Annotated in this window: 10 protein-coding genes; all 10 read right to left on the bottom strand. The window is 52.0% G+C overall.

Going from position 1 to position 14,170, the window contains the following annotated elements; all coding sequences use genetic code 11:
• Window positions 1–475: 475 nt before the first annotated feature.
• Window positions 476–2,743 carry a GNAT family N-acetyltransferase gene (locus tag J0X12_RS10050; protein ID WP_207045096.1) on the bottom strand — a complete coding sequence of 756 codons (2,268 nt, stop codon included), beginning with the start codon at window positions 2,741–2,743 and terminating at the stop codon, window positions 476–478.
• Complete coding sequence (locus J0X12_RS10045) at window positions 2,743–3,708, bottom strand: D-alanine--D-alanine ligase family protein (protein ID WP_207045093.1); 966 nt, start codon at window positions 3,706–3,708, stop codon at window positions 2,743–2,745. The genes J0X12_RS10050 and J0X12_RS10045 overlap by 1 nt, the downstream gene beginning before the upstream one ends.
• Before the next feature lie 7 nt (window positions 3,709–3,715).
• Window positions 3,716–4,720: a D-alanine--D-alanine ligase family protein gene (locus J0X12_RS10040; protein ID WP_207045090.1), complete on the bottom strand. Its 1,005-nt coding sequence runs from the start codon at window positions 4,718–4,720 to the stop codon at window positions 3,716–3,718.
• Window positions 4,717–6,015, bottom strand: coding sequence for a KamA family radical SAM protein (locus J0X12_RS10035; protein ID WP_207045087.1), 1,299 nt, complete (start codon window positions 6,013–6,015; stop codon window positions 4,717–4,719). Before J0X12_RS10035 ends, J0X12_RS10040 begins: the two co-directional genes overlap by 4 nt.
• Window positions 6,016–6,446: 431 nt before the next feature.
• Window positions 6,447–6,890, bottom strand: coding sequence for a nuclear transport factor 2 family protein (locus J0X12_RS10030; RefSeq protein WP_207045084.1), 444 nt, complete (start codon window positions 6,888–6,890; stop codon window positions 6,447–6,449).
• A 244-nt stretch (window positions 6,891–7,134) separates the two neighbouring features.
• The gene (locus J0X12_RS10025) at window positions 7,135–7,563 is read right to left on the bottom strand and encodes a universal stress protein (protein ID WP_207045082.1); all 429 of its coding nucleotides are present in this window, start codon (window positions 7,561–7,563) and stop codon (window positions 7,135–7,137) included.
• A 16-nt stretch (window positions 7,564–7,579) separates the two neighbouring features.
• Window positions 7,580–10,399: a TRAP transporter permease gene (locus J0X12_RS10020; protein ID WP_207045080.1), complete on the bottom strand. Its 2,820-nt coding sequence runs from the start codon at window positions 10,397–10,399 to the stop codon at window positions 7,580–7,582.
• Between the two features lie 108 nt (window positions 10,400–10,507).
• Entirely contained in the window at window positions 10,508–11,482 is a 975-nt protein-coding gene (locus J0X12_RS10015) for a TAXI family TRAP transporter solute-binding subunit (protein WP_207045078.1), read from the bottom strand.
• A 357-nt stretch (window positions 11,483–11,839) separates the two neighbouring features.
• On the bottom strand, window positions 11,840–13,183 hold the full coding sequence (locus J0X12_RS10010; RefSeq protein WP_207045076.1) for an aspartate aminotransferase family protein: 1,344 nt from the start codon (window positions 13,181–13,183) through the stop codon (window positions 11,840–11,842).
• A complete protein-coding gene (locus tag J0X12_RS10005) occupies window positions 13,180–14,067 on the bottom strand; it encodes a MurR/RpiR family transcriptional regulator (RefSeq protein WP_207045074.1) in 888 nt (295 codons plus the stop codon). Before J0X12_RS10005 ends, J0X12_RS10010 begins: the two co-directional genes overlap by 4 nt.
• Window positions 14,068–14,170 lie beyond the last annotated feature (103 nt).

Genomic DNA, 14,170 nt, shown 5'->3' with positions numbered 1-14,170 from the left:
CGGCTGGGAGCGAAAAGAACGCCATGATCCGGTTTGGTCCTGCGTTTTACCTTTAAAAGTGTTGTATGAAACGTGAAGTTCACCAACCTCTTGAACAAACTAGCTTCGTATGCGGTATAATTCGCTATCCCAAACAGGCCACGCGGATCACATGCGACAATCAGAAATTCGGCGCCCAGTTTCTGTGTTGACCCACCCCCTATACTATAACTGATTTGGACGTTTGCTATTTCGCTGCCTTCATTTTGCGTCATAGACAATCCCCATATTCAGAATTGTATTAAATATTATACTTTACTAATTTATCATGCATTTTCCTGAGTTGGAAGAAGGTTTCATCAATTAGACAACCGCGTATACGGCCGCGGGCACCAACAACCCATTCTTTTGGGTGTTCAATCTTTAGGCTGATAACCGTGGCGCAACGGATATAGGTGACGACAATTGTGTTCTATGGAAAACAGTGCCCGTCCATTTAGGATTGAGGCGGACAGCTTTTCCGGTAAATGACCTTGTTGTCTCCGGGCCGATAAAAATCCTTGATTTCAACCAACTTCTCGAACCCGACCCGCTCATAAAATGCACGTGCCTTGTCATAGGCACCCGTTGACGAGGTTTCCGCAATCATGAACGCACCACCTGCTTTGCGAATAGCCGCCTCGGTCCGTTCCAGAATTTGGTGCCCGAGACCGCTGCGCTGTCGGTCGGGATCGACGGCGAGCCAATAAAGATCATACGCCCGCTCGCTGCCCGGAGTCTTGCCATAGCAGGTATAGCCCGCGAGTTTTCCATTTTGCGTGGCGAGAATAAACTCATAGCCAGAGACCCGGCCCTTGGCGATCCGTTCCTCTGCCAGTTCCGCCGCGATATCGATCTCCTCACCTGAAAAAGCGTTGGTGGCCATAACGATCCGGCGTATTTCGGCAACATCGGCGGGAACAACGGACGAGCGCCATTTCATCGGCTCATTCTTGCCCATGCCGCCTTTACGTTTCAGTTCCCAGGTCAAGTCTGGCGTCTTGGCAACACTTGCCACCCCTTCAAAAAAGCGCCGGGCGTTGACACCGAGATTGCGCACGCGATAACCGCCCTCTTGCACAAACACCGTCGGCAGGCCTATTCCGGCGATCAATGCCCCCATCTTGAAGAAGTCGGCAGCGCGATACGGCCAGGTACCTGTCGGATCCCCCTTGGCCGCATCCAGGCCTAGCGCGACCACCAAATAGGCCGGTGCATGATCCTTGATGCGGACAAAGGCTTTCTTGAGGGCCTCGCGATGGATATCGGCCGTAATTGTCTCCGGCAACGGAATATTAAGATTACAGCCTGCTCCTGCCCCTCGCCCGGTTTCATTGCGAAATCCGGTAAAATAGGGATAGGCGAAGGATGGATCGCCATGGATCGAGACAGTCAGAACATCGCCACGTTCATAGAAAATGTCTTGTGTGCCGTTCCCATGATGGTAATCAACGTCAAGCACAGCCACCCTCCCATAACGGGAGAGATATTGCGCCGATATCGCAGCGTTATTGAAATAACAGAAACCGCCGAAGGCGCGGCTCTCTGCGTGATGGCCAGGTGGACGCACAAGAGCATAAGCGGCGCGCGCTCCATCGAGAACCGCTTCTGTCGCCGTCAGGGTGCAATCAACAGCCCGCCGTGCTGCCGGAAAGGCATTGCGGTTGAGCGGTGTGAAGGTATCAATACACCAATATCCGGCAAGAACGGAACGATCCTTGGGCATTCTCTGTGCGTTCCGGATCGGGAAGACATAGGGATAAATCGATTTTCCTTCAGGCGCATCTGCGCAGGCGCGCTCGATGTAATCGACGAGCCGGGTATCGTGGACTGCTTTGATATGGCGATCGCCATAATGCTTTGGCGACTTCACGGAAAAAAGCCCTGTCGGTTCCAGCTCCTTCAGGATTGATTCGATACGGACCGGCGCCTCAACATACCCTCGCTCGCGAATATGATGGATATCATGCCGGTCATTGACAATGAGCGGAATTTTCGCGGCGATTGCTTGTTGTTTAACGTCGGGCAGTGTGCTGCCGTAACGCGGCAGCCTGATCGCATACTGGTTGTCCTTGACCGACTCTACAACCCGTTGCACATATTCTGGTGGACAGAGGTCGGCGTATTTCCGTTCCAAGATTGCGCGAACTATCCGGCGTAGCGTCACGGCAGGCGGCACCATGAATTCGCCAAGACCATCAAACATCAGATAGGGGCTATCGGTCGTTCCCGGTGTAACCGGTGTCTCGTAATCCGTCCCCATAATTGGATAGGCATTGAACCCTTCATAAAAGCGGAGCCGGTCTTCATTTTGCTTGCGAATGGCGGGGTTAGGACTCAACTCCGGATCATCGGGCAGACATTCAAAATAAAGGCCACGCAGTCCCTTTTCCCGTGCGCGTTGCTGGATTTGTTCATAGAGGGCAGCTCCGACACCGCTACCCGACCCGCTTTTTGCCGTCGCAATCAGTTCAAGATAGCCAAAATTGAGCTGTGGATCGACAAGCAGCAACGAGAAGCCGCGAATACGTCCACGCCCATCCTCTGCGACGGAGACCTTGGCGACGAACTGATGGGTGATTGGATCGGAAATCTGGTCCGGCAGCTTGGCGATGTCCTTGTCCGTCATATCGGAAAATTGATCCCGAATAATTGCCTGGATTTCACCAATGGCCTTCTGGTTGGCGGGGGCCGAGGCATCGGTAAGGGTTCGAATACGAAACATCAGTTCACTTCCTTCGCAAGGGCCGCATCGACAATCATTTGGATACCTTCTTCATAGCTCATACCGGCCTCCGTGAGAGCCGCCGCGAAACCTGCATCCCGCGCGAGGCAGGGATTGGCGTTATACTCGAGGATAAAAATCCGGCCCTTGGCATCAACGCGAAAATCGACCCGCGCGTAACCACTGAGGTCCGCGGCAAACCAACAGTCAACGCACAAGCGCCTGAGTTCTGCCGCAAGGTCCGGCTCTTGCTCCTCCAAGCCAAACCTGCGCCGGGTGTGATGATTGACATCACTTTCCTCGTCCCACTTGGCATTATAGTCAACAATTGGATAAACACCCTCGGGCAATCCATCAAAATGCATTTCCGCGATCGGCAGAACCTGTAGTCCCGTCTTTGATTCCAGAAGCGAAATATTGAACTCCCGCCCCGGAATATAGGCTTCGGCGAAAAAGCGACCGCCGAATTGCGCCTCTCTTCTGATGATCTCGTCTTCCGCCTCATGCCCCTCGACAATGGACTGTTGATCCATACCGTAAGATGCATGCTCATTGACTGATTTGATAATGACCGTCTGACCTGCAGGTACCGCGCCAGCCCATTCCCTAGGAGTCGGCAGATTTGACGCCCGAAGTAGCGACTTAGAAAGCCGTTTCGAATTGCTCTGAAAAAAGGCCGTCTCCCCCGCTCCCGTGTAGGGAAGGTGAAAATGCGCCAGCAGGGCGCAGGCGAGATGGCCAAGGCTGCCGTTTCCGCGAATACTCTCAACGAGATTGAAAATCACGAGTGGCTGTTCCTTGGCCAGTTCTTCAATAATTGTAAAATCGATATCGAGCGCGATGACATTGCTTCTATAGCCAAGGCGTTCAAGCGCCGCTGCAACACATTTTGCGCTCTCAATGGTGTCAAGCTCGTCCGCCCGGAGGTCCGTGCCACCATGCAGGACCGGGATATAGTCTGCCATTGACGTCTCAGGCCGCCCGTATGTCAGCAGCCGAAGTTTGAAGATTATAGCGCGCGATTGCCGACGTTGTGATTTCGCCAATCAGCCAGTCGTAACTGAAGCCCGCCTTCGTTGTCAAGATCGGTAAATCCGAATGGGTCGGATGTAATCCGGCGATCGGGTTCACTTCGAGAAACTGCGGCGAACCCTGGCTGTCGGATTTAAGATCGACCCGCGCCCCATCACGGCAGCCAAGCGCATGATAGGCGGCCAATGCCCGCGTGCCCGCAAGCTGTGCCTCTGCGTCATCCACCAGCGCAAGCGTTACAAATGGCTCCCAATTTTCCTTGATTTCGTAACTATAGATACCGCTGTCCGCATCGGGTTTGACAGCAATTTCCATCACCCCGATTACCTTTGCATTCGCGCCATTACCGACGATACCGACAGTGAACTCGCGTCCAGCGAGATAGCTCTCGGCAATCACGGGCTGATGGAATTTCTCGATCAACCGCGCGGCCTCGCGTTTCAGCTCAACCTTGTTTGAAACTTTGGAACGTCCGCCGCAGCCCTTGCCCGTCCCTTCCGCAATCGGTTTCAGGAACGCCGGAAAAGCAATATCCGGCAAGTCTCTCGTTGCCCTCTCGAGAATAACGAAATCCGCTGTCGGAATGCCGCTGTCCCGAACGATGCGCTTGGCGACAGGCTTATCCAGCGTTACCGCCATGGTCAATGGATCGGAAAAGGCATATGGTTGATCGAACATCTCGCAAAGCGCCGGAACCTGCGCCTCGCGAGACCGCCCATGCAGGCCTTCTGCGATGGAAAAGACAAGATCGAACCGCTCCCCGCCGACCAGTTGGCGGGCGAGTTCCTGTCCACGCCCGATCCGTTGGACATCCCATCCGAGACGTCCAAGGGCGCCTTCGAGAGCATCAATAGTTGCCCGGGAATCGAACTCAGCGGTCTCCTCTTCCGAGAAGCCAATGGCGAGATAATCGTCCCGCAGATCATAGACGAGGCCGAGCTTCATTGCGCGGCCTCCTGATGGCAGGGTTCAGACCCGATTACACCGCCAGGATCATGGTAACGATAGGTCCCGCCCTCGAAGTTACGGAGGATAAGGTCTTCACCATCGCGGCCAACGACATAGTCAGGAAGTAGCGGAATCTTGCCGCCGCCGCCAGGCGCATCAATCACATATGTGGGAATGGCATAGCCCGTCGTGTGACCACGCAATCCCTCTATGATTTCAAGGCCCTTTGCCACCGGGGTCCGGAAATGCGAAGACCCGGTAATCGGGTCGCATTGATAAAGATAATAAGGTTTCACCCGGCGTTTGAGCAAACCGTGCATCAATGGCTTTATGATCGAGATATCGTCATTGATACCTTTCAGCAAAACCGTCTGACTGCCAAGCGGAATACCCGCGTCGGCAAGCCGCGCGGTCGACTCGGTCACTTCCGGTGTCAATTCATCCGGATGAGTGAAATGAATGCTCATCCACAACGGATGATGCTTTTTCAACATATCTGTCAGTGACTTGGTAATCCGCATGGGCATCACCACCGGGATCTTTGAGCCGATGCGAATAAACTCCACATGCTCGATCGCCCGAAGCCGCGTCAGCAGATAATCGAGACGGTCATCCGACAAGGTCAGTGGGTCGCCGCCCGAAATCAGTACGTCACGGATTTCAGGATGCGCTGCGATATAATCGAACGCCTTCTCCCACTGGGATTTAGAGAATTCATATTCACCGCCAGCTTCACCGACCATGCGCGATCTCGTGCAATAGCGGCAGTAAGTCGAACAGAAACCCGTTGCGAGGAACAACACCCGGTCCGGATAACGATGCACAAGACCCGGCACCGCCGCGTCGTGATCCTCACCAAGTGGATCGTCGGCCTCACCCGGCATCTTGATGAATTCATCACCAACCGGGATATGCGTACGCCGCAGACCCTCGGACGGATTGTCCAGGCTCATCAAGCTTGCATAATAAGGGGTGATGCCCATTGGCAACGAACCAGTATGGCGCGATACCGCGTCACGTTCGTCGTCCGTAAGATTGAAAATCCGTTCAAGACCCGCGAGGGACCTGATCCGGTTTCTGAGCTGCCAGCGCCAGTCCAGCCATTCCGCGTCGCTCGCGGCAGGGAAGAACCGGTCCTTGAAGACGCGGGATCGCTCCGATATCGGAAATGCAGTCGTTTCCGCAAACGCGGTGCTGTCTGCAACAATATGGGGAAGGGATTTAAAGTCTGCGCTTTGAAGTAAGCGTCGACTGGGCGGCTTAGCGGCCTCCTTTGCCGCTTGACCAGACATAAGTGAGTTCATCTTAAGATGGTTCTCTGTGTCAGAAGGGGCCGTCGCGCGACAATCGTCGATTCTGTCGCCACACTTCCAAGCAAGCGAATATTTAGAATGATTTGACCAATCGTCAAGCGTTTTTTTCGCTGATGCTAATAAATGGAAATTTCACCGAGATAAAAATACCTAACTGATTGTATTTTAAAGCGCTTATAATTTTGAATTGCTGTAGGGTTTATCCTGAAATTGACCTGAAACAGGGGGTCGACTCACAACATTCCCCTCTCCGAAGTTATTCGTCCCTATGATTTGCCGGTCAACGGTTGGGCGATGATACGCTACTGCCGCTGTCCCATCCAAACCCAGGCCCGGAATTGCTGAGTAAATGCCTTCTCGTTGGATATTATTTTACACTGCTGCAATTTCCCTCTGCGAATGGAATACGGTTAGTCCGACACTTGCGGTGCGTATCCGCGTTCTTCGTACGGAAAGCCCCAGAGCTCTCGGTTCTTCGTATCCTGTAAGTAGTGATTATTATGATAGCTACGGATCTCTGTTATCTTATCATCTTTAAATAAATACCATTCCGTCCCCCGTAACAGCTGACGCTTTTGGTCGCTCGGCGGGGTCCAGGGCATACTCCACTCGATCACCGCTTCCGGTTCCTGAACGATGATATGATCCATTACCCAAGAGGCCTTTGTTTTTGGGCCGACCTTCATCCAATAGTTCGCCAAAGCCTCAGCGCCATATACCGGACTGTGGTCAACAAAATAATGGACGATTTCCGGATCAAAGGTGGACATCATCAAATCGAAATCTGCCGTAGAACAGCCCTCATAATACTGTTTGATGATATTCCTATACCGGTGATGTTCTTGTCGCTTCATATCGCTCCTCACAGATTTTTAGCGATGATACTAGCTCAGAAATCCTGATTTGCCACCAGTCATGATCGGTCGACTGGCAAAGCAGGTTTTCACCGCCATCGCCGCCGCGACAGCTTCAGCCAGCGCGTTACCTGATTGAGAAGAACATATCAATCAATCCGTGCCCTTGGAATTCATCACGCGCGGTTGTTCGCACTACAAACCGGAATTGTAGTTGGTTTATTTCACACCCAATCGACGAACGTTAATCCCGCACCACCATCACTGAACAGGTGGCATGGCGGGTCACCCGCGCCGCGTTGGGACCAAGCAGGTAGTCCTGCACTTTGGGCCGATGCGTTCCCATTATAATCAAATCAGATTTGATTTCCCGGCTTACCCGAAGAATCTCCTCATATATCGACCCGAGGCCGATAATATGCTGGACATGAATATCTTCAGAAACATGCTCCTTCACAAATTTGTGGAGTGTTTCATTAGCCTTTTCAACCATCTTTTTTTCATGATCCTTGGGAAAGAATGAACCGACAATACTCATGCCAAAGTCCGGGACCACTGTTATAATATGCAAATTGGAGTTAAAAGCCCTGGCATATTCCGTCGCCACCACAACAGGCTTTTTCCATGACTGCATATCCTCGATATCCACAGCAAGCAAGATATCCTTGAACATTCTATTCTCCCCTCATTTACGCGGTGCTGGTCGATGAAAAACCAAGCCGTTGTCGGCGACGTTGCAGCCAATAGATGCCACCAAGAAGCAAGATGGCGGGTATGTACAACAGCTCCTTCGCAGGCTGGCTCACTGGAACCAGGATCGTCAGAATCTGTTGATCAAAATCGAGGCCGGCAGCTTGTGCAGGACTGTCAAACACTGCGTTATCAATGATGACCTTATTATCTTCGATCAGTATCTGAAGGCCATAATCTTCAAGTCTTTCCTCGCCAGTCGCTTCATCTCCAATTGGCATAACCGCCGTAAAAACCAGCTCGTCGCCAACATCGTCCAAACCCTGGACAATAAACCGCAACTCCGATCCCGCCGGTGCATTCTGAACAGCCTCGACTATTCCAACCGGGTCCGCTTTATCGAAGGGCGGGGAAATAATATCCATCCAGAAACCGGGTCGGAACAAGGTAAATGCGATCAAGATGAGCAATATCGATTCCCAAAATTTCGACTTGGTCATAAAATACCCCTGTGTTCCAGCCGTAAAAAGCAATATGGCCACAGTGGCAACGATAAAGACAATAAATCCCTGCACCGGTGTTACATCAATCAACAGCAAATCTGTGTTGAAGATGAACAAGAACGGCAAAATAGCTGTTCGTAGGGAATAGAAGAAGGCAACAAAACCGGTTCGGATCGGGTCACCACCTGAAACTGCCGCGGCCGCGAATGACGCAAGGCCTACCGGAGGCGTAACATCGGCCATAATCCCGAAATAGAAAACAAACAAATGGACAGCAATAAGAGGGACAATAAGCCCGTTTTGCTGTCCCAGGCTTACGATCACCGGTGCCAAAAGCGACGAGACAACGATATAGTTGGCCGTTGTAGGCAAGCCCATCCCCAGAATGAGGCTTAACACCGCCGTAAAAACCAGGATCAGCATAATCTGTCCCTGGGACAGAAATTCAACGAGCTCCGCCAGAACCAGGCCGACACCGGTCTGTGAAACCGTACCGACAATAATTCCTGCCGACGCGGTTGCGATGCCGATGCCGATCATATTACGGGCACCTGCGATCATGCCTTCGATAAATTCGTCAAAGCCACGCTTGAATGTCCCTGATCCTGCTTCTTTCCGGAATAACGCAAACAGGCGTCGCTGAGTAAGAAGGATAAAAATCATCAACGCAACGGCCCAGAAAGCGGAGAGTTCAGGCGACAAGCGTTCAATCATCAGACACCAGATCAGAACACCAACCGGCAACACGAAATGTAATCCCGCCATAACGGTCGGGCCAGGTGCCGGAAGCGTTGTAATCGGCGCATTCGAATCATCAACGACGAGGTCGGGATACCTGGCGCAAATTGACGTCAGATAAACATAGACAAGAAGCACCGCCGCACCGGCAATCCAGGGCGTAAGGGTCGGACCGACGAGTTGCCGCAAGAGGTCTACGGCAAAGAAGATTGCGAAACTGGCAATTACTATGTTGCAGAGGATCAGTGCCCCCTTGGAGAATATCTTTGCTTTCGTCCCCTCTTCCGCTTTCTCAACAGCTACTTTGAAGATGCCAACCTGAAGTAAAATCAGGATCAGGATTGCAATAAGTCGGTTTAGGGAGGTATCCAGCAGGTGGAACAATTCAGACAGATAATAGATACCGCCTCCCAGAATGAGGATGGTCGCAAGGGTAATACCAAACGATAACAACGCCAGCTTCATCGGCTTGACGTCTCCAACCCTATCCAGGCCCTGCATATTCAGCTTCATGGCTTCCAGATGCACGATGTAGACGAGAGCAATATAGGAGATGATAGCAGGCACAAATGCGTGCTTTACGACCTCAAAATAACTGATATCAACATATTCAACCATCAGGAAGGCCGCAGCGCCCATCACAGGCGGCATAATCTGGCCATTAACGGAAGACGCCACCTCGACGGCACCCGCCTTTTCCGCATTAAACCCGACGCGTTTCATCATGGGAATGGTGAAGGTGCCGGTTGTGACCACATTGGCGATTGACGAACCGGATATTAATCCTGTCATGCCGGAGGCCACGACAGCCGCCTTTGCAGGCCCACCCCGCATATGCCCCATAAGGGAAAAGGCAACTTTAATGAAGTAATTGCCCGCGCCGGCCTTATCGAGCAACGCACCAAACAACACGAAAAGAAACACGAGGCCTGTCGATACACCAAGGGCGATACCGAAGACGCCTTCCGAAGAAAGCCATTGGTGATCCGCAACCGCCCCAAAACTTGCACCTTTCCAGGCAAGAATTCCGGGCGCATAGGGGCCCAGGAAGGTATATCCAAGAAATACCATGGCGACGATCATCAAAGGCGGACCAAGCGCGCGCCTGGTTGCCTCCAAAAGGACAACGACACCAACACAGGCAACGACGATATCCACCAAATTCGGATTTCCGGGCCGGTCAGAAAGACGGGAGCCCATCAAGCTGTCCGCGATGGCACTATCGAAAAAGACGAGATACATCGTCGTAAAAATACCGAGAATGCCAAGCAGCCAGTCAAAAGCGGGCACGTGATCCCGTGGAGATCTTTTGAAGGCTGGATAGGCGAGAAAAGCCAGTATCAACGAAAAGGCCAGATGAATAGGGCGGGCTTCCTTGCCTGAAAAGACACCCCAGCCAAAAATATACGGAATTGGCGAGGCAATCCATACTTGCCACAACGACCAAATCAGGGCCAGAGCCGCAATTAGCAGAGCGATATTCCGGTTCGACGGATTACGGCCACCTACGTCGGTCGATGCAACCAGATCTTCTAGCTCTTCGACACTGAGCGGTTTTTTTTCGTCGTTGCTGCTCATAGAAAGTCTCCCCCTCTTCTATTACACAATCCCAATCCGGTTCGCTTCTTCACCTCATAATATAAGAAAAAGCAGGCGGGATATGCTTTCCCGCCTGCCCGAGTTGGCTTACATCCAGCCTTGTTCCTTGTAGTATCGAACAGCTCCTTCATGCAAAGGTGCAGAAAGGTTATTCGTAATCATCAGCTTGGTATCCAGATTAGCGAATGCGGGATGCATTTTCCGGAACCGGTCAATGTCATCGAAAACCGCCTTCACGATCTGGTAAACCACTTCCGGATCGGTCTTAGTAGAAGACACAAACGTTGCACCAACACCGAATGTTTCTACATCTTCATCCGTTCCGGTATACATTCCGCCCGGAATTGTCGCCATTGCATAAAATGCGTTATCAGCAACCAGCTTCTTGATCACGTCATTATTGACATTCACCAGAACCGCTTCGCATGAGGTGGTTGCCTCTTTGATTGAGCCATTCGGGTGGCCCGCGGTGAAGACAATGGCGTCAACCTTGTTGTCACACAAAGCCGCCGCTTGCTCAGATGATTTGAGCTCTGATGCCAGCGCAAAATCATCCATCGTCCAGCCCATTTTCTCCATGACGACTTCCATCGTGCCGCGCTGTCCGGACCCGGGATCACCGACGTTCACACGTTTCCCTTTCAGGTCTTCAAAGGTCTTGATCCCTGAATCTTTGCGGGCCACGACCGTAAATGGCTCGGGGTGAACGGAAAATACAGCGCGCAGCTCTTCGAACTTACCATCCGGAAACTGCGTGGGGGCCGTACCATTATAAGCATGATATTGCCAGTCAGACTGGGCAACACCCATATCCAGGTCGCCCGCGCGAATACCATTGATGTTTTTTACGGAGCCGCCTGTCGTATGGGTACATTTAATATCGTGGTCGCTGGTCCCGCGGTTGACCAATTTACAAATTGCGCCACCTACCTGATAGTAAACGCCGGTCTGTCCGCCTGTTCCGATAGTAATAAATGTTTCCGCGCTCGCCGGCGCAGCCGTCAAACTAACCCCGCCGATGGCGGTGACCGCTACCGCAGCCAAGGCAAAAAACTTTCTCATTATATATCTCCTTCACCTATAAAACATGTTGCTAGCAATTTCTTGATCTCCCCTAGCAACGCAATATGCCAAATTCGAAGATTAATCTCCAAAGTCGGCCTTTCCTCTCAATTCCTGGTATAAAGTACCAAAAGGAAAATTCTGTGTTGGAGCAATTTCGCCCTCATTTTTATATAACATCCGCCTTGCATTACAGAATATTGCACCAGCGCGCCAATACGTTCCGTAATTTACCGGTCTGGCAGAATAGAACTGCATCGCGGTGTGCAGCTTATTTAAAAGCTCGCGCCAGACGGTTTCCAAAGCCTACCTCCACAACCCCTTCCATGGCAAGAGCGCTTACATACAGCAGCACTTTCAAGCGCGCGAAGAGGGCAAACTGCCAACGATTTCATCAATCACTGTACCCAGTTTATCGACGATTTCCTCGATATGCCCATCGTTGATAATAAAGGGGGGCGCCAGCAGAATGTGATCACCACGCTGCCCGTCAATTGTTCCCCCCATTGGATAACACATAAGCCCGGCGGCCATAGCCGCGCTCTTTATTTTCGCATGTATTTTGAGGGAGGGATCCAGCGGTTCCTTTGTCATGCGATCTGCAACAAGCTCAATTCCCTGGAAAAGACCGCGCCCCCGTATATCTCCGACAAATGGATTATTTCCAAGCCGAGAAGTTAAAGCTTCGGCCAACTGCGCTCCACGATGGCGCACACTGGACAGCAAATCATTGTCTTCAATATAGTGCTGTACGGCGAGCGCCGCCGCACACGCGACTGGATGCCCCATATAGGTATGTCCATGCTGGAAAAAGCCTGATCCATTGACGATCGTCGTGAATATTCCTTCAGAAACAAGCATTGCACCAATTGGCTGATACCCAGCTCCCAGCCCTTTTGCCGTCACCAGGATATCTGGCGCCACGTCTTCTTGTTCAACAGCATAAAGGCTACCGGTCCGGCCCATGCCGCACATCACTTCATCAGCAATAAACAGGACACCATATTGATCGCAAATCTCCCGTATGCGTTTGAAATAGCCCTTGACCGCTGGCACGGCGCCCATTGTTGCTCCCACGACTGGCTCGCAAATAAAGGCGCAGACATTTTCTGGCCCAGTGTCTAGCAATGCCGTTTCAAGTTCTCCCGCGACACGCTGACCAAAATCCCATTCCGTTTCACCGTTCTTCTTTTCGCGATACTCATAACAGGGTGAAATGAGGGGAACCGACATCAGCAACGGTGCATAAGGTTCTCGCCGCCATTGATTCCCGCCCGCTGCCAGCGCTCCGATTGTATTTCCGTGGTAACTCTGCCGCCGCGAAATAAAACGGGTCCGGCTTGTCTCGCCTTTCTCCAGAAAGTATTGCCGGGCCAGCTTCAAAGCCGCTTCCACAGCTTCCGACCCTCCCGACACAAAGTAAACGCGATCAAGATTAGCGGGAGCCCGCTTGACCAGGAAATCGGCCAAATCCTCCATAGGCTGATTAGTGAAAAATCCACTGTGGGAGAATGAGATCCCGTCAATCTGCTGTTTCATGGCTTTGGCGACTGAGGAGTTGCTATGCCCCAAACAGGAAACCGCGGCGCCGCCGCTGGCGTCTAGATACTGTTTACCCGAGGTATCATAGATGTACGGCCCCTCTCCTCGCGCGGCGACGGGTAGCTCAGCTCGCGGATTTCGATGAAATACATGTGTCATCCGACATCTCCATTTATCCAATAGGTGTTATTGTCGCGAAGGAGGGCTTCAGACGCCTGCAGCTTATCAACAGCATCCTCGCCGAGCTTACTAACAATCGCAGCAACCAGGGCCTGAACGACGGCCATGGCACCAACCAAGGACCGATAGAATGAGGGACTTCTGTTCGCCACTAGAAATAGATGATTCGCGCCAACCGCCAATGGGGAGACGACACTGTCGGTAATAGAGGTCAACTGGGCTCCAACGGAATGCGCGGCCCTGGCTGCTCTTACAGTTTCTTTCGTGTAGGGATCGAAGGCAATGACGAGAACTGCATCCCGTTCAGAGATACGGGAGATTTCCTCGCCATACAAACCTGCCTGCCCCTGGATCAAGCGTGCATTTGGAAAGAAAACACGGGTTGCATAATGGAAGTAAAAGGCTATCGGAAAACACTTTCTTAAACCGATAATATTGACTGTTTCCGCCTTGATGAAGGTTTCGGCAGCCGCCATGATGGCGGCATCGTCAATGGTCTCAAAGGTAAGCTCTATATTGCGCCTGTCGGCGTCACATATTTCCCGCAAGAGACCAGATCCAGATGTCAGCATCTTGCGCATTTGCAATTGCCGTGCACGTGCAGCGTAAGAGCCGCCGGGCGCCTCAATCCTATCGCGGAATCTGTCCCGAAAATCGTTAAAATTATTAAACCCCAGCCGCTTTGCGAGGCGTAACATCGTTGGCGGCAAGACATCTGCCTGCGCCGCCACTTCACGCATGGAATAAAAGGCAATGCGGTCTGGACGGTCTAGGGCAAACCGCGCTGCCAATCTCAGTTGCGGACTTAATTGGTCATATTCTCTCTCGATGACCTTAAGTATATCCTGCTGAATATCCGTCATAGGCACCATTGGCTTTTGTATACGCCATCTCAACGAGACGACAATTACCGTCCATTGGAAAGGTAGACTATATATGGACTCCGAAAGATGCAACGATTGAATC

The organism is Sneathiella sedimenti, from assembly GCF_017313765.1.
Lineage (GTDB): Bacteria > Pseudomonadota > Alphaproteobacteria > Sneathiellales > Sneathiellaceae > Sneathiella > Sneathiella sedimenti.
The sequence above is the reverse complement of the archived record's forward strand: the minus strand, read 5'-3'. Positions and strand labels throughout refer to the sequence as shown.

What these genes read in the sequence shown, in the direction of transcription:
- J0X12_RS10050 (WP_207045096.1), bottom strand. Translation starts at nt 2,743, where the DNA reads ATGTTTCGTATTCGAACCCTTACCGATGCCTCGGCCCCCGCCAACCAG.
- J0X12_RS10045 (WP_207045093.1), bottom strand. Translation starts at nt 3,708, where the DNA reads ATGGCAGACTATATCCCGGTCCTGCATGGTGGCACGGACCTCCGGGCG.
- J0X12_RS10040 (WP_207045090.1), bottom strand. Translation starts at nt 4,720, where the DNA reads ATGAAGCTCGGCCTCGTCTATGATCTGCGGGACGATTATCTCGCCATT.
- J0X12_RS10035 (WP_207045087.1), bottom strand. Translation starts at nt 6,015, where the DNA reads ATGTCTGGTCAAGCGGCAAAGGAGGCCGCTAAGCCGCCCAGTCGACGC.
- J0X12_RS10030 (WP_207045084.1), bottom strand. Translation starts at nt 6,890, where the DNA reads ATGAAGCGACAAGAACATCACCGGTATAGGAATATCATCAAACAGTAT.
- J0X12_RS10025 (WP_207045082.1), bottom strand. Translation starts at nt 7,563, where the DNA reads ATGTTCAAGGATATCTTGCTTGCTGTGGATATCGAGGATATGCAGTCA.
- J0X12_RS10020 (WP_207045080.1), bottom strand. Translation starts at nt 10,399, where the DNA reads ATGAGCAGCAACGACGAAAAAAAACCGCTCAGTGTCGAAGAGCTAGAA.
- J0X12_RS10015 (WP_207045078.1), bottom strand. Translation starts at nt 11,482, where the DNA reads ATGAGAAAGTTTTTTGCCTTGGCTGCGGTAGCGGTCACCGCCATCGGC.
- J0X12_RS10010 (WP_207045076.1), bottom strand. Translation starts at nt 13,183, where the DNA reads ATGACACATGTATTTCATCGAAATCCGCGAGCTGAGCTACCCGTCGCC.
- J0X12_RS10005 (WP_207045074.1), bottom strand. Translation starts at nt 14,067, where the DNA reads ATGACGGATATTCAGCAGGATATACTTAAGGTCATCGAGAGAGAATAT.